Genomic DNA, 17301 nt, shown 5'->3' on the forward strand with positions numbered 1-17301 from the left:
CCGCAGTTCGCGTGACGAGAATTCGCGCCGTTGGCGGCAGCTCTGCCTGTGGAGGCCCGATGTTCGCCAAGATCCTGATCGCCAACCGTGGCGAGATCGCCTGCCGGGTGATCCGCTCGGCACGCAGGATGGGTGTGCGCAGCATCGCCGTGTATTCCGACGCCGACGCTCACGCCCTGCATGTCGAAATGGCCGACGAAGCGGTGCATATCGGCGCCTCTCCCGCCAACGAAAGCTATCTGCGCGGCGACAAGATCATCGCGGCGGCCTTGGCCACAGGTGCCGAGGCCATCCATCCGGGCTACGGCTTTCTTTCGGAAAACCCCGATTTCGTCGACCAGGTGGTCGCGGCGGGGCTGATCTTCATTGGGCCGTCGGCGGCCTCGATCCGTGCCATGGGACTGAAGGACGCGGCCAAGCGGCTGATGGAAAAGGCCGGCGTGCCTGTCGTTCCGGGCTATCACGGCGAAGCGCAGGAGATCGTGTTGCTCGCCTCCAAGGCGCGCGAGATAGGCTACCCCGTACTGATCAAGGCGCGCGCCGGCGGCGGCGGCAAAGGCATGCGGCGCGTCGAGCATCCCGATGATTTTTCGGAAGCACTGTCGGGCGCGCGGCGCGAGGCGAAAGCCGCGTTCGGTGACGACCGCGTCTTGGTGGAAAAATATGTCGACAAGCCGCGCCACATCGAAGTGCAGGTGTTTGGTGACAATTTCGGCAACGCCGTGCATCTTCACGAACGCGACTGCTCGGCGCAGCGCCGCCACCAGAAGGTGATCGAGGAGGCGCCTGCCCCCGGCATGACGCCGGCACTGCGCAAGGCGATGACGGAGGCGGCGGTGAAAGCCGCCAAGGCAATCCACTATTCCGGCGCCGGTACCATCGAGTTCATCGTCGATGCCTCGCAAGGTCTGAAGGCCGACCGTTTCTGGTTCATGGAAATGAACACCCGTCTGCAGGTCGAGCACCCCGTCACCGAAATGGTTACCGGCATCGACCTGGTCGAGTGGCAGTTGCGGGTAGCCGCCGGCGAAAAACTGCCGAAGACGCAGAGCGAGATCGCGCTCTCCGGCCACGCCTTCGAGGCGCGCATCTATGCCGAGGACGCGGCAAGAGGGTTTTTGCCGGCGACCGGCACCTTGCACCATTTGAAATTTCCGCAGCCGGCACCGGAGGGTGCGACCATGCGCGTCGAAACCGGTGTACGCGCTGGCGATGCGATTTCGCCGTTCTACGATCCGATGATCGCCAAGCTGATCGTTCATGGCAAGGACAGACGGACGGCGCTCATCGCGCTTGGCACGGCACTGTCGCAGACCGAAATCGCCGGCTCGACGGTCAACACTGGCTTTCTTGCCGCGCTGGCCGCTGATGCGGATTTTGCGGCGGGCGATGTCGATACCGGCCTGATCGCCAGGCACCAGCAGGCGTTGACGGCGGTTCCGCCGCCGAGCGGTGAGACGATTGCCGCCGCGGCACTTGCCGCGTCCGGTGCGCGCGACTTGCCGTCCTCGGACGATCCCTGGTCGTCACTGGCCGGCTATGCGCATTTCCACGCTGTAGCGCGGAGCACCCTGCTGAAGTTTGGCGAGCAGGAGATCGGCGCGCGCGTGTCGGTGCGGCCGGACGGGCGGTTCGAGGTGGCGCTGGATGCGCCCTATGACAGCGTCAATTCGCGGGATCTCCGCGCGGCGCCTCGCCTCGCCCGCTGGCCGGGCCACGTCACGGTCTTCGATGGCGCCATCGGCTACGGTTTTGCCGTGCCGGATCCGCTGGCCCGAGCCGACGAAGCCGCCGCCGCTTCCGTCAGCCTGCGCGCTCCAATGCCCGGCCTGGTCAAATTGGTGCGTGCAGGCAAAGGCGAGTCCGTGATCAAGGGCCAGCCGCTGCTGATCCTGGAGGCGATGAAGATGGAGCACACCATTGCCGCGCCCCATGACGGGGTTATCGCCGAGATTGCTGCCGAAGGCGCGCAGGTAACCGACGGCACCGTGCTGGTTCGCTTTGTCGAGGAACCTCAGTTGACTGCTGTTTCCCTATCCACGAAGTGATCTCGAACGCGTGACAAAGGCGTCGCCAAAAAAAATGTGGCCGGGTTTGACCCCCGGCCATGTTCGATTACAGCAGCGCGTCTTGCGGCGCCGCGGCCATCACGGTTGGATCGGCGCGTATTTGCCGTCATGCCACTGGTTGATGTCGTAGCTCGCGTTCTTGAGGTCGCCCTTCTCGTCGAAGGTGACCGAGCCGACAACCGTGCTGATCGGCTGGCCGTTCTTTAACGCTTCGGCGACTTTTGCCGGATCGTCGCTGCCGGCGCGTTTGATGCCTTCGGCGAAGGCCTGGATCACCGCATAGGAAAACAGCGTGAAGCCCTCAGGCACGAAGCCGCCGGCCTTGATCTTGGCGATGGCCTCCTTGGCTTCGGGCTTCGCCTGCGGATTCGATGGGAAGACGAACATGGTGCCTTCGCCGGCCGGACCGGCAACCTGCCAGAATTCCGGCGAAGCGATCGAGTCCGGCATGATCAACTGGAACTTGAGGTTCTGCTCCGCCGACTGGCGCAGGATCAGGCCGGCTTCGGGGTGATAGCCGCCGAAATAGACGACGTCGGCTTTCAGCTCCTTGAGCTTGGTAACAAGAGCGGAATAGTCCTTCTCGCCAGCGTTGATGCCCTCGTAGAGGATTTCATTGAGACCGTTCTGGTTCATCGTTGCCTTCACGGCATCGGCCACGCCCTGCCCATAGGCGCTCTTGTCGTGCAGGATGACGACTTTCTTGCCGGCATATTTCTTGGCGATCCAGGGACCGATGAAAGCGCCCTGCGCATCGTCGCGCGTGTAGAGGCGCATGATCGTCGGCCAGCCGGCTTTCGCCGCTGCATCGGTCAACACCGGGTTCGAGGAAGCCGGACTCATCATCAGCGCACCGGCTTCGGCGTAGACAGCGGAGGCCGGGATGCTGGAGCCCGAGCAGGCGTGGCCATCGATGAACTTGACACCGTTGGCGATGATGCGGTTGGCGACCGAAACCGCCTGCTTCGGATCGCACTGGTCATCCTCGATGTCGAGCTTGATCTGGCGGCCGTCGACGCCGCCCGCCGCGTTGATCGCGTCGGCGGCGGCTTGCGCGCCTTGCTTAAACTGATCGCCGATGTTGGCAAGCTGACCGGTCATCGGTCCGACCACCGAAAAGGTGATGTCATCGGCGAAGGCGACCGGCGCGGTCATCATCAGGCCAAATATGGCTGCGCTGAAAATACTGAATTTCTTCATGGTGACACAACTCCTCCACTCTCGCGCGACCATCCCGGCCGCGCCTCTTCCAGAATGGCGGGAGAATTTCATCCTTCACCGGAGCTGTCTAGACGCATCGTCGGCGCTCGATTGGGCCTGTAATGCGCTGTTCCAAAGACAAAGCCGCGCCAGCCTTGTTCCGGCCGGTCGCAGCTTTTCTCATCGAGTTCCCGAGGTATCCCCACCAGGATCCGCTCGCCTTCCCTGTTTGTACGGTTTATGGCGCGGCTCGTCCGCCGTGTTCTTGATCTTGTTGGCCCGGCCGTCTTGCGCGGCCTTGATTTTTCGGGCCCGGCCCTCTGCGCGGCCTTGACCCGAAGCGTCCCTGTCGTGAGGTCAGTACCCCTTGTGAGGTCGATGCCGGCGAATTCAGTGCATCGTCATCCATTCGCGAGCTTCGCGCAGCGCCTTGGCGATCTCGACCTTCGACATGGCGGCAGACAATTCGGAGCGCAGTTCCGCGGCGCGGGCCGAACCCTTGATCGCGGCGATGTTGAACCATTTGTGGGCGGCGACGACGTCGGTCTCGCAATCGCGACCAGTCGCATACATCATGCCCAACTCGAAAAGAATATCGGCCTGGGCGGTTGCCCCCATGGCGCCGAAGCCGGCTTCAAGCATTTCAAAACGTGCCATTTCAAATCCCCTGTTCTGGCTCCCGAGAGCTGTCTCCGTATGTCCCTCGGTGTCCTTGATTACCGTCGGGGGCGGCCGCTCTTTCGATGCTTTCGAGAATGCCCCGGAGGCTTAAATCCGTCGTTAAATGGCGTGCTTAATTTGAGGAAAACAAAGCTAAAACAAGAGGTAAACGCGAAAATTCGTTAAGGATACAAATCCAGCAATCGCGCCGGTTTGCACAAGATTTGAAGAAAACTTGCGAGGCGCGGATCAAGACTCCGCTAACCACAGAAGACAAAGACGTGTGCGGCCCGTTTCATTTTTCGCCGGCGCGGCCGATCGGGAGCGGGCAAAAACCCGCAACCCTTCCGTCGCGGCACCGCTTTTGTTTTTCCGGGAGCTGGACTAGCTTACGTTTGCGTAAGGGGCAGACACCCGGGACGGAGCCCGATTGGACTTACCTGAGGGAGGAAAGACATGTTTCGACAAGTGAGCCTGGCCCTCGCGGCCGCAATAATGATGACCGGCGCGGCGTGGGCCGATCCGATCGAAGGCAATTGGAAAACGCAAGCCGGATCGACTGCCGCCATTTCGGGTGGCGGCGGGGCATTTTCGATTACGCTCAAATCCGGCAAATTTGCCGGCAAGAACATCGGTTCACTGAAGGTTGCCGGCGACAACAAATATGCCGGCACCATAACCGACCCGGAAACCGACAAGACCTATTCGGGCAAGGCTTCGCTTTCCGGCAGTTCGCTCAAGATGAGCGGCTGCGTGCTCGGCGGGCTGATCTGCAAGAGCCAGACCTGGCACAAGCTCTGATCGTGCCCTTCCTGCCGGGTTGAGCGGGGCCAGTCGGCCCCGTTTTCATGTTATCGGTCTCGCAGCCATGGCGTCGCCATGGGTCGCTGCACTCAAGGCGGACCCTCTCAGAGATCATCAACCATTTTTGAACCCCAGATGAACGCCGGGATCAGAGCCGGTTCACGCTGGGCAAGGCATTGTCATGCGTGTTGAAGGAGACACCGCGCAATGCTTGCCCGCCGCTTCACCATCGTCTGCCTGCTGATGAGCCTGTTCGGCATGTTGTTCGCCGTCCTTGTCGCCGAAGCCGGCCGCCCGGCCCGCGCCTGGGACGTCGCCATTTCCTGCCGGCTCGGTTGCCCGAACCAGCTTCGCCACTGAAACGACAAAGAGCTGAACCTTTAGAGAAAAGCAAAACGCCAATGAACCGCCTCGCCGCCAACACCCTCAAGACGCTTCGGCTGCTGCCGCGCGCGGCGCTCATCCTGACTGTTCTTTCGGTACCGGTACTGGCGGTGCCGACGATGCGCACCAATGCCGGCTCGACGATCGAGGCGCCTGCGTTGAGGAAGTCAGGCCTCGGCTTTGTGCTGCTGGTTAGCCTTCAGCGCGCTTAGCAGACCGAAAAAACGCCGACAGCGCGTATTGAGGCCGCCTTACCCCCTCCCAACCGCGCGTCCAACTCTCTATATTGGGTCATGGAAAAGCGAATCTATCCCCAAGCCATTGAATCGGTGGTCACGCCGGAGCCGTTTGGCCGGCAGAGCTTCAACGACGCCAAGAAGGCCGTCGCCGCCCTACAGGTGCTTTACGACCGCAACACCAAGTTCCTGCGCGATTCGTTTGCCGCGCTCGCCGCGGGCGGCGACAACAACAAACGCTACCGCGCTTTCTATCCGGAGATCGGCGTCACCACGAGTTCCTTCACGCAAATCGACTCGCGGCAGGCCTATGGCCACATGCCGACGCCGGGGCATTTCTCAACCACCGTCACCCAGCCTGCTCTTTTCGAAAGCTACCTCACCGAACAGCTTCGGCTAATCATGCGCAACCACGGCGTTCCCGTCACGGTTTCGGAATCGACCACTCCCATCCCGCTGCATTTCGCCTTCCTCGAAGGCACCCATGTCGACGGCGCTGCTGCCGAACGCATCAAACGGCCGATCCGTGACCTGTTCGACGTGCCGGATCTCGACGGCACCGACGACCAGATCGCCAACGGCACGTTCGAAGTGGCATTGGGCGAGGCACGGCCGCTGGCGCCGTTCACCGCGCAACGCATCGATTATTCGCTGCACCGGATGTCGCACTATACGGCGACCAGCCCCCAGCATTTCCAGAACTTCGTGCTGTTCACCAACTACCAATTCTATATTGACGAATTCGTCGCCCGTGCACGCGAATTGATGGCCAATGGCGGTGATGGATATGTCGAGTTCGTCGAGCCGGGCAACATCGTGACCAAAGCAGGGGACGGCGCGCCCGGTGAGGGTGCCGCGCCGCCTCGCCTGCCGCAGATGCCGGCCTATCATCTGAAGAAGCCGAATCATGGCGGCATCACCATGGTCAATATCGGCGTTGGGCCTTCCAACGCCAAGACGATCACCGACCATATCGCGGTGCTCCGGCCGCATGCCTGGGTGATGCTCGGCCATTGCGCCGGCCTGCGCAACACGCAGGCGCTCGGGGATTATGTGCTGGCCCATGCCTATGTACGAGAAGACCATGTCCTCGACGACGATCTTCCGGTCTGGGTGCCGATCCCGCCGCTAGCCGAAATCCAGGTAGCTCTGCAGGAAGCGGTCGCCGAGGTCACCGGGCTTTCCGGATATGATCTCAAGCGCATCATGCGCACTGGCACCGTCGCCACTATCGACAACCGCAATTGGGAGCTGCGCGACCAGCGCGGGCCGGTCCAGCGGCTGTCGCAGTCGCGGGCGATCGCGCTCGACATGGAATCGGCGACGATCGCCGCCAACGGCTTCCGCTTCCGGGTGCCCTATGGCACGCTGCTTTGCGTATCCGACAAGCCGCTGCATGGCGAATTGAAGTTGCCGGGCATGGCGACCGAGTTCTACAAGCGGCAAGTAGCGCAGCACCTGACCATCGGCATCAGGGCGATGGAGAAGCTGGCTGAAATGCCGATGGACCGACTGCATTCGCGCAAACTCAGGAGCTTTTCGGAAACTGCCTTCCAGTAAATGCCGAATCGCATGTGTCGGTCCAGGTCAGGACATTTCGTCATCTTGATTGAGCCGCACTTCTGCCGATAGACAAAGCGATGGCACGTGTTCGGGACATGACGGTTGCGCTGGCATTCGTCGCAATGCTTGCACTCTCGGCCGCGCTGGTGGCCGGGTTCTTCGGATCGCTGCATCCGGCCCTCGATTCCTTTGCTCATTTCCGCGTCCATTTTTCGGTGCTGATGGCGCTTTGCGCGCTGCCGCTGCTCGCCACCTCGTTTCGCCTGCAGGCCGCGGTCGCATTGCTGTTTGCGATAGCCTCCTTTGCCACCACGCAGAATGCCTTGCCGCTTTCGCGGCTATGGCAGGTGCAGGCCGCCTACGAAGCCAAACTCGGTGACGAGCCAGTCTACCGCCTGCTGCAGATGAACCTCAGGTTCAACAATCCAACGCCTGAGAAGGTGCTGTCGCTGATCGGCCGGACCCAGCCTGATGTTATCACCCTCGACGAGGTGTCCGAAACGTGGAAGGCAAAGCTTGGGCTGCTATCCGGCGGCTATCCCTACCGGATCCTCTGCCCATATCCCAATGGCGTGTTCGGCGTTGCGCTGCTGTCCAGACGACCGTTTGCCATAGGCACGGAGCCGCACTGCGACAGCCGCGGCGCGATGGCGATCGCCACGGTCGATTTCGGCGGAACCGACGTCGATGTCGCCGCCATCCACCTCACCTGGCCATGGCCGCACAACCAATCACGGCAGATTGGAGGGTTGTCTGGCGAAATCGCCTCGCTTGGCGAGACGTCAATCCTGGCAGGCGACTGCAACGCAGCGCCATGGAGCGCCGCCGTCCGGCGCGTCGCATCGCTTGGCAAGCTGACTGTAATGCCGTCGGTCGGGCCGACCTGGCTCTACAGAAGGCTGCCGGATTTCCTGCGCTTCGCCGGACTGCCGATCGACCAGGTCTTCAGCAAGGGCGCCATTGTTATCCATTCGGCGTCGACCCTTGAGGACACCGGCTCAGACCATCTGCCGATGCTGGTGGAGTTTTCGCTACGGTCGGATGAACAAAAGCCGCTCGACGAGCACCAGACGGCGACCGCGCTTGCAGCGCTGCCTGGCGGGACGCGAAGCTGAAAATCCGCAGTCCAATCTCGACCTGGCTTATTACTGGCCCACAAAAGCGCGGATGAGGTGCTCGACAGGGCCGCCGTCGCGATGCTCGTGCGCATCGAAGGCGATCTGCTTTGCCTCGTATTCGGCATAGATGGCATTGATCCGGCGCTTTGCCTCGCGACGTGCCTCGAAACAGTGCGGGTCATCACCGACTGTCAGCCCTCGAAGCGACTTTTCGGTGGCCCGCATCATCTGTCTGGCGATGCGGCCATGGGTCTCTTCATGGGCGCGGACGCCAGCGAAGAACCGCTTCCAGCGCTTCTGCAGCGCAGGCGACGTGGCTGAGACTAGTTTGGGATAGGTGTAGAAGAGATTGAGCGTCCCGTTGGCCTGGCGCAGGCGGCAGACGCCGTTTTCCCGATGGGCGTCGAAGGTCCAATCATCGACGCTGTAGCCGGTCTGCGCGATGGCGTGGGTCATGAAGCCGTGCTTCGGCCCACTGCGATCCATGGCCTCGATCAGGGCCGCGCCGGTGGTTCCGGCAATGCTGTAAGTTCGTGTCTTGACCAGCACCTTAGTGCCGGCCAAGGCTGCAGGGGCGCACAATGCCCCGATCGCCACAACGCTCGTCAGAACTGCCAGGCGCATTTTTCCTTCCTCCCTGTCGCCGCAGAAAGGAAACACAGGCAGGCGGTTTATTCAACAATCCTACGGTTGCGCTGCTCCTCATCTTGTCTAGTCCGGAGCAAACCTTGTGACTTACATGTTCTGGTAGACCGGGCCCTCGCCGCCCTGTGGCGGCACCCAATTTATGTTCTGGTTCGGATCCTTGATATCGCAAGTCTTGCAGTGCACGCAGTTCTGCGCGTTGATGACGAAGCGCACATCCTTGGCCGCAGGATCGGCGGCGGCATTGCCATCCTTGTCGACCCATTCGTAGACGCTGGCCGGGCAGTAACGCGTCGAGGGTCCCGCATAGACGTCATGCTCAGAGCGCTTCTGCAGGTCCATGTCGGCGACGAGCAGATGCACCGGCTCGTTCTCCTCGTGGTTGGTGTTGGACAGGAACACCGACGACAGCCGGTCGAAGGTCAGCACCCCGTCCGGCTTCGGGTAGGCGATCTTCTGGTGCGCGGCGGCCGGTTCCAGCGTCGCATAGTCGGCCCTGCCGTGCTTCATCGTGCCGAAGGGCGAGAAGCCGAACAGCGTGTTCAGCCACATGTCGAGGCCGCCAAGGCCGACGCCGACAATGGTGCCGAAGCGCGACCATAGCGGCTTGACATTGCGCACTTTCTTCAGGTCCTTGCCGATATCGGTGGCGCGCCAGGCGGCCTCGTAGGAGGCCAGCTCGTCATTGGTGCGGCCGGCGGCTATCGCATCACAGACATGCTCGGCCGCCAGCATTCCGGAGAGCACGGCATTGTGCGAGCCCTTGATGCGCGGCACGTTGACGAAGCCGGCTGCGCAGCCGATCAGCGCACCGCCAGGGAAGGACAGTTTCGGCACCGATTGCCAGCCGCCTTCGGTGATGGCGCGGGCACCATAGCCCAGCCGCTTGGCACCCTCGAAGGTGCCGCGGATCGCCGGATGGGTCTTGAAGCGCTGAAACTCGTCAAAGGGCGACAGATAGGGATTCTTGTAGTTCAGGTGAACGACGAAGCCGACTGCCACCTGGTTGTCCTCGAGATGGTAGAGGAAGGAGCCGCCGCCGGTCTTCAAATCGAGCGGCCAGCCGAAGGAATGCTGGACAAGGCCCGGCCGGTGGTTTTCCGGTTTGATCTGCCAGAGTTCCTTGAGGCCGATGCCGTATTTTCCGGGCTCACGACCGTCGGAAAGGTGGTATTTGGCGATCAGTTGCTTGGCCAGCGAGCCGCGCGCGCCCTCGCCGATCAAGACATATTTGCCCATCAGCGCCATGCCCGGCGCAAAGCCCGGACCGTGCGTGCCGTCCTTCTCGACGCCCATGTCGCCGGTGACGACGCCAGTGACCGCACCGGCCTCGTTGTAGAGCAGGCCGACCGCGGCAAAGCCCGGATAGATCTCGACGCCCAGCGCCTCGGCCTTGGTCGCCAGCCAGCGGCAGACATTGCCGAGCGAGACGATATAGTTGCCGTGATTGTTCATCAGCGGCGGCATCAGGATATTGGGCAGACGGAACGAACCGGCGGGGCCGAGAACCAGGAAATGGTCGTCGGTGACCGGCGTCCTGAAGGGATGACCCTCCTCTTCGCGCCAGCCGGGCAGCAGCCGGTCGATGCCGATCGGATCGACGACGGCGCCGGACAGGATGTGCGCGCCGACTTCGCCGCCCTTTTCCAGCACGACGACGGAAAGCTCGGGATTGACCTGCTTGAGACGGATCGCGGCGGCGAGGCCGGCCGGGCCGGCGCCGACGATGACCACGTCGAATTCCATGCTTTCGCGTTCGATATCGCTCATCGATCCCTCACTGGCTCGCTATTCCCGGCATCTTGCTGGCTCACGCGCTGCATAGCGCATCAAATAGCGACGGGAAACCGGCGCGGACGTGACAATACCGATTTCATCAAAAAGTCGCGTCCTGCCGCACAGATTCGCGGTGACGAGCATCAATCTTCAATCCTATTCCGTTTGCACAGATATGTCGCACTGATGTTTTTAATTGTTCGACGGCTTGCTTATCGGCCATACTTCCCGCCATGCGCATATTCGGGCCGGCTGGCTTTTCATCGACGCGCTTTTTTTTCACGCCCGGCCGGTTTTGCCGTGCGGCGCTCTTGGCGCTTCTGCCACTGACGGCCCTCGATGCCCGTGCCGAGCAGCAACTGGTCTGGGCGACCGGCGCCTATTCCTTTTCCGACGAGCGCGGCGGTTTCCGCATCACCGGGGCTTCCGGCATCGGCACGAAAGAGGATCCGCTGGTCATCACCGAAGAGCTGAATTCAGCGACGCCGGTAACGCTGGCCATTCGCACGACAAGGCCGATCCAGCCGTTCGGCAAGGCGGGAGACTTCGCCAATGGTCTGATGTATATGCGCATCGACGTGCTCAACAATAGCGGCCAAGCCTGGGTCGAGTTCCAGTTCGAACTCCAGGAGATCCTCGACCAGCCGAGCGTGTTCGGCGACGGCCTGTCGTTCGACCAGCGCAACAAAACGCCCGAAAATATCTGGTCGAGCAGCTACGCCGATTTCGACCGCAATTTCGAACCGTATGATCGCCTGCTGTTCAAGAACGGCAAGATCGACCCGCTGAAGACCGCCAGCTTTTATTTCCTGATCACCGACTACACGCCGCGCTGGACGTTCTATCTGGTGCAGGATCCGCGCATACCGTCGAGCTGAACTTGCAAATTCAAGCTCCGCGGCCGAATGTGAGACCATGACTGCCGCCCCCCACACTAGCCGAGCCGATCTCGCCGAGCTGCTGGCCTTCTACGCCAGCGCCGGCGTCGACGAGGCGCTTGAAGAACAGCCGGTAAACAGGTTTGCAGAAGCCAGGCCGCCCGAGCGGGTGCCTGCGGCGGCCGCTCTGCCGGCCGGTGAAAATGCATCGCCTCATCGGTCGACGAGCGTGTCGCGCGCCGAAATGGGCGAGAGACCGAATACGGCACCGGCAGTGCGAACGTCCCCGGCCATGTCAACGGTGCCCGACGAGGCGCAGGCGGCATTGGCGCGGCAACTGGCGAGATCGGCGGCAAACCTCGACGAGCTTCGCCAGCACATGGCGGCATTCGACGGCTGCAATCTTAAATTCACCGCCAAGAACCTGGTGTTCGCCGACGGCAATCCGACTGCCGCGGTGATGCTGGTCGGCGAAGCGCCGGGCCGCGACGAGGACATAGAGGGCTTGCCGTTCGTCGGCCGCTCGGGCCGGCTGCTCGACCGCATGCTGGCCGCGATCGGTCTTGACCGGACATCTGCCTACATCGCCAACGTGATTCCCTGGCGGCCGCCGGGCAACCGCACGCCGACGCCGCACGAGACCGAGATCTGCCGGCCGTTCATCGAGCGGCAGATCGAACTGGTCAATCCGAAGGTGCTGGTCAATCTCGGCGGCCCGTCGGCAAAGACCCTGCTCAACACCTCCGAAGGCATATTGCGGCTGCGCGGCAACTGGCGCGTCCACACGACCCCGTCTGGCGTCGCCATTCCCGCCATGCCGACCCTGCATCCGGCCTATTTGTTGAGAACGCCTGCGCACAAGAAGCTGGCGTGGCGGGATTTCCTCGAAGTGAAGGCGAAGTTGCGGGCACTTGGGTAACGGTGCAGAATGCGTCTTCCGTCCTCCCCTTGCGAGGAAGGAAGGGCGGCATCATGATCTCGCAGGTAATTGAAATGCGCCCACTGCCGGCCTAGTCATCTCGTTATGACAGCAGCCCAGATTTCCGCCGGCAGTCTCATTCGCGAATGGCGTACACGCCGGCGCATGAGCCAGCTCGACCTCGCCATGGAGGCCGAGATCTCGCAGCGGCATCTGAGTTTCGTTGAAAGCGGCCGCGCCGCACCCTCGCGTGACATGGTGCTGCATCTGGCGGAGCAGCTTTCGATCCCGCTCAGGCAGCGCAACCAGCTGCTGCTGGCCGCCGGCTTTGCCCCGAGCTTCAGCGAACGACCACTTGACGATGCCTCGATGGCACCGGCGATGGCGGCGGTCGAGACCGTGCTCAAGGCGCACGAGCCGTTCCCGGCGCTTGCCGTCGACCGGCATTGGAACCTGGTGTCGGCGAACGCCGCCATCGGCCCGTTCCTCGCCAATGTCGCCGACGCCTCCCTGCTGAAGCCGCCGGTCAACGTTTTGCGCCTCAGCCTGCATCCCGGCGGCATCGCGCCGCGCATCGTCAACCTTGCGGAATGGCGGACGCATCTTCTGGAGCGGCTGAAGCGGCAGAACGACGCTGCCGCCGATCCGGTTCTGGTCGAGCTCGAGCGCGAGCTTCGGGCCTATCCGTCCGGCCTTAAAAGCAGCCGGCCGGCGCCGGTCGAACCGAACGCGATTGTCCATCCGCTCAAGCTTGCCCATGGCGACGCGGTGCTGTCGTTCATCAGCACCATCACCGTGTTCGGCACGCCGCTCGACGTGACGCTGGCGGAGCTGGCGATCGAATCTTTTTTCCCCGCCGACGAGCAGACGCGGGCGGTGTTGATGCGGCTGGCGAAAGAGCGGACCGACGCAGCGGGCTGATCACCCTTCCGGCGCGACGGCCTTGCGGGTGCGGGTGCGTTCGAGACCCAGCTGGCGCTCGCGCCAGATGATGAAAATCCCCGCCGCAACCACGATCATGCCGCCGACCAGCATGTTGATCGTGGCGATATCGCCAAAGACCAGATAGCCGACGACGACGCCGAGGATCATCGAAGTGTATTCGAAAGGTGCTACGACGGAAGCCTCGGCATGGCGATAGGCCGAGGTCATCAGAATCTGGCCAAGCCCGCCGCAAAAACCCGCGGCAATCAGAAGCCCCGCCTGTGCTGGCGTCAGCGCCTGCCAGCCGAATGGCAGCGAAAGCAGCGCCATGACGCTCGCGGTTACCGAAAACCACAGCACGATGGTCGCCGTCCGCTCGCTCTGGACGAGGTTGCGAACCAGGAGCATGGCGATGGCCGAGATCGCCGCGGCTATCAGGGCGGCGATGACGCCAAGCACCTCCTGATCGCCAAGGGCAGCGCCCGAACTGAGCAGCGTCAGTTCCGGCCACGAGATGATCAGCACCCCGACCAGGCCGACGGCAACCGCACTCCAGCGATAGATGCGGATGGCTTCGCCGAGGAAGATCGAACTGAACACCACGACCAGCAGCGGCTGCGCGTAGTTCAGTGTGATCGCCTCCGGCAGCGGCAGCCGCGTCAGCGCGAAGAAGCCGAGCCCCATGGCACAGACACCGACGACGCCGCGCGCAATGTGGTTGAGCGGGCGCTTTGTCGAAAAGGCGGTTCCGAGTTTTCCCTGGAAGGCGAGGAAGGCGATGATCGGAAAAATGGCAAAGAAGGAGCGGAAGAAGACGATCTGGCCCGCCGGCACGGTGCCTGCCGCCTTGATGCAGGACGACATGCCGACGAAGACCGCCACCGATACGATCTTGAGCAAGATCCCGGTCAGCGTGCTGTGCTCGCCGGCAAGGTCGCCAGCTGCAAGCACTGGCAAGTCCGGTCTGGCTGTCACGCCCCTTTTGCTTCCTCGATCGCCGCCCAGATGCACGCCGGCGTTGCCGGCATGTCGATATGCCTGATGCCGTAGGTGCGGTAGAGCGCGTCGGTCACCGCATTGAGCGCGGCAGGCGTCGATCCGATCGTACCCGCCTCCCGCGCGCCCTTGATGAAGGCCATATCCTCGCGACGCGACAAAGAGGCGCTCGTTCCGAATTTCGGCGTGACGACGGTCATGGAAGCCTCGCGATGATGCTTGGGAAATGATCGCCTGAAATAGACGTCGCTGCAGTTTTGTCGAGGGAACGTTTCGTGTAAAGAGCGCAGACTTCAAATTATTTGGACCAGCGGACCCGCCCGCCGCTCCCGGATCGACAGGAAAAATCAAGGAATGCGCACAGATACCGGCCAGGTCTTCAAGCTCGAAGACTATCGCCCCAGTGATTATCTCATTCCGGAAACCAGCCTGACTTTCCGCCTTTCGCCTGAAGCAACGCATGTGACCGCCGTGCTGACGGTCGAACGCCGCGACGGGATTGCGGCGTCGGTGCCACTGGTGCTGGATGGCGACGGGCTGACGCTCCGCGGCATTGCCATCGACGGCCAGGAGCCGAGCCCTGCGGATTTTCTCGTCACGCCCGATCAACTGACAATCATCAGCCCCCCTGCGACAAGGCGCTTCCAGCTAAGAATTGAAACCGTGTTGGCGCCGGCGCAGAACGAAGCGCTGATGGGCCTCTATCGCTCGAGCGACGTCTATTGCACGCAATGCGAGGCCGAAGGCTTTCGCCGCATCACTTATTTCCTCGACCGTCCCGACATCCTGTCGGTCTATACGGTGCGTATCGAAGCTGAGCGCAATGAGGCGCCGCTGCTTTTGTCCAACGGCAACCCGGCCGGCAGCGGCGAGCTTGCCGGCGGCTGGCACTATGCGGTCTGGCACGACCCCTTCCCCAAGCCGTCCTATTTGTTTGCGCTGGTGGCGGGCGACCTCGGCAAGATCTCGGACAGTTTTGTCACCCTGTCTGGCCGCAAGGTCGAGCTCGGAATCTATGTCGAACCGGGCAAGGAGAGGCTCGCCGGCTACGCCATGGACGCTTTGAAACGGTCGATGAAATGGGACGAGGAGGCATTCGGCCGCGAATACGACCTCGATGTCTTCAACATCGTCGCTGTGTCCGACTTCAATATGGGCGCAATGGAGAACAAGGGTCTCAACATCTTCAACGACAAATATGTGCTGGCCGACCAGGAAACCGCGACCGACGCCGATTTCGCCAATATCGAGGCCATCATTGCCCATGAGTATTTCCACAATTGGACAGGTAACAGAATCACTTGCCGCGACTGGTTCCAGCTTTGCCTGAAGGAAGGCCTGACGGTTTTCCGCGACCACGAATTCTCCGCCGATCAGCGCTCGCGCGCCGTCAAGCGCATCGCCGAGGTTCGTACGCTGCGCGCCCATCAGTTTCCCGAGGACCAAGGGCCGCTGGCGCATCCGGTCCGGCCTCGCCGCTACCGCGAGATCAACAATTTCTACACGGCGACGGTCTACGAAAAAGGCTCGGAAGTCGTGCGCATGATCCATACCATCCTCGGCGCCGAGACGTTCCGCGCCGGCATGGACCTCTACTTCGAACGTCACGACGGCCAGGCGGCGACGATTGAAGACTTCATCAAAGTGTTCGAAGACGTCTCGGGTCGCGACCTGTCGCAGTTTTCGCTGTGGTATCATCAGGCCGGTACGCCGAACCTGACCGTCAGTTCGGCGTATAATCCGGCAGCGCGGGAATTCACGCTCGAAATCGAGCAGTCGGTGCCGCCAACGCCGTCGGAAAGCCGCAAGCGGCTGATGCACATTCCGCTTGCCTTCGGCCTGGTTGGCGCCGGTGGCGAGGCGATAGCCCACAGCGGCGCCGAAGGGGCGAACGTCGAGGACGGTGTCGTCCATATCCGCAAACGCCGCCATGTCGTCAGGTTTTCCGGGATTGCCGAGCGTCCAGCCATGTCGCTCAACCGCGGCTTTTCGGCGCCGGTGACACTTTCGGTCGAGCAGCGGCCCGACGACCAGTTTTTTCTGGCTGGCCACGACAGCGACGCCTTCTCGCGCTGGCAGTCGTTCAACTCGCTTTTGACCGATGCGCTGATTGCAGCCTTCCGCCAGATCCTGGACCACAAGCAACCCGAGTTCAGCGCCCGGCTGACCGGGCTTGCCGGCAAGACAGCCGGCGACGAAGCGCTCGAACCCGCCTATCGGGCACTGGCGCTGGCGCTGCCCGGCGAGGCCGATATCGCCCGCGACATCGGCAAGAACATCGACCCCGACGCCATTTTCGCGGCGCGCGAGGCGCTGGCGGTTGCAATCGCCGAGGCCAACCGCGAGATATTCTCCAAATTTTACGATCGGCTTGCCGACACTGGTCCGTTCAGCCCGGACGCGGCCAGTGCCGGGCGGCGGGCGCTGCGCAATGTCCTGCTGGACTATCTCTCCTTGCTGCCGGGAGGTGCGGAACTCGCTGCCGGGCACTTCCAATCGGCTACCAACATGACCGACCGGGCCGCGGCGTTGACCGTGCTTGCGCACCGTCACCATGGCTCACCGGAGGCGACCAAGGCGCTGGCGGATTTCGAGGCGAAATATGCAACCGATCCGCTGGTCATGGACAAATGGTTCCAGATCCAGGCCAGCGTGCCCGGCCCGCAAACCGTCGACGCGGTGCGCGCCTTGACAGGCCACCCTGCGTTCTCGATGGCCAACCCGAACCGGGTACGGGCACTCATCGGCACGTTTTCCAGCGCCAACCAGACCGGCTTCCATCGCACCGACGGCCAAGGCTACCGGCTTTTCGTCGAAACGGTGCTGCAGGTCGAAAAACGCAACCCGCAGGTGGCCGCCAGGCTGGCGACGGCGCTCAGGTCGTGGCGCTCGCTCGAACCGGTGCGGCAGGCCAAGGCAAGGGAGGCGTTGCTTTCGATCGCCAATACCGAGAAGCTGTCGGCCGATTTGCGAGACATCGTCGAGCGCACCCTGGCGTAAGCGACCTCCGTTGTCCCCTTGTGGGAAAAAGGGAAGACCCCCCGAAAACCCCATTATTTTAGTCGATTTTTAATCTTTTTTCGCCGCGCCTCTGGACAAGGCGAATCACCTTTGATTCTTTAGTGACGA

General features: G+C 62.4%; 17 protein-coding genes. 10 read left to right on the top strand and 7 right to left on the bottom strand.

Translation table 11 applies throughout. The features are described 5' to 3' along the window. Nucleotides 1-59: 59 nt before the first annotated feature. Nucleotides 60-2048, top strand: a complete 1989-nt coding sequence (locus NKH33_RS28275) for an acetyl/propionyl/methylcrotonyl-CoA carboxylase subunit alpha (RefSeq protein WP_352922583.1) — start codon at nt 60-62, stop codon at nt 2046-2048. A gap of 99 nt (nt 2049-2147) precedes the next feature. Here the strand turns inward: NKH33_RS28275 and NKH33_RS28280 are convergent, their stop codons facing one another. After that, nucleotides 2148-3269, bottom strand: a complete 1122-nt coding sequence (locus tag NKH33_RS28280) for a branched-chain amino acid ABC transporter substrate-binding protein (RefSeq protein WP_352471026.1) — start codon at nt 3267-3269, stop codon at nt 2148-2150. A gap of 390 nt (nt 3270-3659) precedes the next feature. Continuing rightward, nucleotides 3660-3926: an SEL1-like repeat protein gene (locus NKH33_RS28285; protein WP_010915070.1), complete on the bottom strand. Its 267-nt coding sequence runs from the start codon at nt 3924-3926 to the stop codon at nt 3660-3662. A 459-nt stretch (nt 3927-4385) separates the two neighbouring features. On the opposite strand from NKH33_RS28285, the gene NKH33_RS28290 reads away from it, so the two are divergent. From NKH33_RS28290 to NKH33_RS28310, 5 genes are all read left to right on the top strand, one after another. Beyond that, nucleotides 4386-4730 (top strand): DUF2147 domain-containing protein, encoded by a 345-nt coding sequence (locus NKH33_RS28290; RefSeq protein WP_023677801.1) that lies wholly within the window; start codon nt 4386-4388, stop codon nt 4728-4730. Between the two features lie 210 nt (nt 4731-4940). Beyond that, nucleotides 4941-5093 (top strand): hypothetical protein, encoded by a 153-nt coding sequence (locus NKH33_RS28295; protein WP_023718367.1) that lies wholly within the window; start codon nt 4941-4943, stop codon nt 5091-5093. 41 nt (nt 5094-5134) lie between these two features. Continuing rightward, nucleotides 5135-5329, top strand: coding sequence for a hypothetical protein (locus NKH33_RS28300; protein ID WP_352922586.1), 195 nt, complete (start codon nt 5135-5137; stop codon nt 5327-5329). Nucleotides 5330-5410: 81 nt separating this feature from the next. After that, complete coding sequence (locus NKH33_RS28305) at nt 5411-6913, top strand: AMP nucleosidase (protein ID WP_352922587.1); 1503 nt, start codon at nt 5411-5413, stop codon at nt 6911-6913. An 80-nt stretch (nt 6914-6993) separates the two neighbouring features. Continuing rightward, a complete protein-coding gene (locus tag NKH33_RS28310) occupies nt 6994-8031 on the top strand; it encodes an endonuclease/exonuclease/phosphatase family protein (RefSeq protein WP_352922589.1) in 1038 nt (345 codons plus the stop codon). A 30-nt stretch (nt 8032-8061) separates the two neighbouring features. Here the strand turns inward: NKH33_RS28310 and NKH33_RS28315 are convergent, their stop codons facing one another. The 3 genes from NKH33_RS28315 to NKH33_RS28325 form a co-directional block, all read right to left on the bottom strand. Further along, nucleotides 8062-8658, bottom strand: coding sequence for a DUF922 domain-containing protein (locus NKH33_RS28315; protein ID WP_352620715.1), 597 nt, complete (start codon nt 8656-8658; stop codon nt 8062-8064). Between the two features lie 111 nt (nt 8659-8769). Next, nucleotides 8770-10449, bottom strand: a complete 1680-nt coding sequence (locus NKH33_RS28320) for an electron transfer flavoprotein-ubiquinone oxidoreductase (RefSeq protein WP_352471023.1) — start codon at nt 10447-10449, stop codon at nt 8770-8772. A 106-nt stretch (nt 10450-10555) separates the two neighbouring features. Then, nucleotides 10556-10738 (bottom strand): hypothetical protein, encoded by a 183-nt coding sequence (locus NKH33_RS28325; protein WP_198023574.1) that lies wholly within the window; start codon nt 10736-10738, stop codon nt 10556-10558. Here NKH33_RS28325 and NKH33_RS28330 point away from each other — a divergent pair. The 3 genes from NKH33_RS28330 to NKH33_RS28340 all read left to right on the top strand — a co-directional run bounded on the left by NKH33_RS28330 (nt 10689) and on the right by NKH33_RS28340 (nt 13173). Beyond that, nucleotides 10689-11333 (top strand): hypothetical protein, encoded by a 645-nt coding sequence (locus NKH33_RS28330; RefSeq protein WP_023677808.1) that lies wholly within the window; start codon nt 10689-10691, stop codon nt 11331-11333. The two genes, NKH33_RS28325 and NKH33_RS28330, sit on opposite strands and share 50 nt — an antisense overlap. Before the next feature lie 37 nt (nt 11334-11370). Continuing rightward, entirely contained in the window at nt 11371-12252 is an 882-nt protein-coding gene (locus NKH33_RS28335) for a uracil-DNA glycosylase (RefSeq protein WP_352922591.1), read from the top strand. Between the two features lie 105 nt (nt 12253-12357). Continuing rightward, nucleotides 12358-13173, top strand: coding sequence for a helix-turn-helix domain-containing protein (locus NKH33_RS28340; RefSeq protein ID WP_352471021.1), 816 nt, complete (start codon nt 12358-12360; stop codon nt 13171-13173). Here NKH33_RS28340 and NKH33_RS28345 read toward each other — a convergent pair whose 3' ends face one another. Beyond that, nucleotides 13174-14127 carry a DMT family transporter gene (locus NKH33_RS28345; protein ID WP_352540752.1) on the bottom strand — a complete coding sequence of 318 codons (954 nt, stop codon included), beginning with the start codon at nt 14125-14127 and terminating at the stop codon, nt 13174-13176. 20 nt (nt 14128-14147) lie between these two features. Further along, complete coding sequence (locus NKH33_RS28350; RefSeq protein ID WP_352685916.1) at nt 14148-14372, bottom strand: hypothetical protein; 225 nt, start codon at nt 14370-14372, stop codon at nt 14148-14150. 154 nt (nt 14373-14526) lie between these two features. On the opposite strand from NKH33_RS28350, the gene pepN reads away from it, so the two are divergent. Continuing rightward, entirely contained in the window at nt 14527-17172 is a 2646-nt protein-coding gene (gene pepN / locus NKH33_RS28355) for an aminopeptidase N (RefSeq protein WP_352922594.1), read from the top strand. The last annotated feature ends 129 nt before the right edge of the window (nt 17173-17301 follow it).

It is taken from the genome of Mesorhizobium sp. M1182 (genome assembly GCF_040318335.1).
Lineage (GTDB): Bacteria > Pseudomonadota > Alphaproteobacteria > Rhizobiales > Rhizobiaceae > Mesorhizobium.

What these genes read in the sequence shown, in the direction of transcription:
- NKH33_RS28290 (WP_023677801.1), top strand. Translation starts at nt 4,386, where the DNA reads ATGTTTCGACAAGTGAGCCTGGCCCTCGCGGCCGCAATAATGATGACC.
- NKH33_RS28315 (WP_352620715.1), bottom strand. Translation starts at nt 8,658, where the DNA reads ATGCGCCTGGCAGTTCTGACGAGCGTTGTGGCGATCGGGGCATTGTGC.
- NKH33_RS28285 (WP_010915070.1), bottom strand. Translation starts at nt 3,926, where the DNA reads ATGGCACGTTTTGAAATGCTTGAAGCCGGCTTCGGCGCCATGGGGGCA.
- NKH33_RS28275 (WP_352922583.1), top strand. Translation starts at nt 60, where the DNA reads ATGTTCGCCAAGATCCTGATCGCCAACCGTGGCGAGATCGCCTGCCGG.
- NKH33_RS28320 (WP_352471023.1), bottom strand. Translation starts at nt 10,449, where the DNA reads ATGAGCGATATCGAACGCGAAAGCATGGAATTCGACGTGGTCATCGTC.
- NKH33_RS28330 (WP_023677808.1), top strand. Translation starts at nt 10,689, where the DNA reads ATGCGCATATTCGGGCCGGCTGGCTTTTCATCGACGCGCTTTTTTTTC.
- pepN (WP_352922594.1), top strand. Translation starts at nt 14,527, where the DNA reads ATGCGCACAGATACCGGCCAGGTCTTCAAGCTCGAAGACTATCGCCCC.
- NKH33_RS28350 (WP_352685916.1), bottom strand. Translation starts at nt 14,372, where the DNA reads ATGACCGTCGTCACGCCGAAATTCGGAACGAGCGCCTCTTTGTCGCGT.
- NKH33_RS28280 (WP_352471026.1), bottom strand. Translation starts at nt 3,269, where the DNA reads ATGAAGAAATTCAGTATTTTCAGCGCAGCCATATTTGGCCTGATGATG.
- NKH33_RS28340 (WP_352471021.1), top strand. Translation starts at nt 12,358, where the DNA reads ATGACAGCAGCCCAGATTTCCGCCGGCAGTCTCATTCGCGAATGGCGT.
- NKH33_RS28335 (WP_352922591.1), top strand. Translation starts at nt 11,371, where the DNA reads ATGACTGCCGCCCCCCACACTAGCCGAGCCGATCTCGCCGAGCTGCTG.
- NKH33_RS28310 (WP_352922589.1), top strand. Translation starts at nt 6,994, where the DNA reads ATGGCACGTGTTCGGGACATGACGGTTGCGCTGGCATTCGTCGCAATG.
- NKH33_RS28295 (WP_023718367.1), top strand. Translation starts at nt 4,941, where the DNA reads ATGCTTGCCCGCCGCTTCACCATCGTCTGCCTGCTGATGAGCCTGTTC.
- NKH33_RS28305 (WP_352922587.1), top strand. Translation starts at nt 5,411, where the DNA reads ATGGAAAAGCGAATCTATCCCCAAGCCATTGAATCGGTGGTCACGCCG.
- NKH33_RS28300 (WP_352922586.1), top strand. Translation starts at nt 5,135, where the DNA reads ATGAACCGCCTCGCCGCCAACACCCTCAAGACGCTTCGGCTGCTGCCG.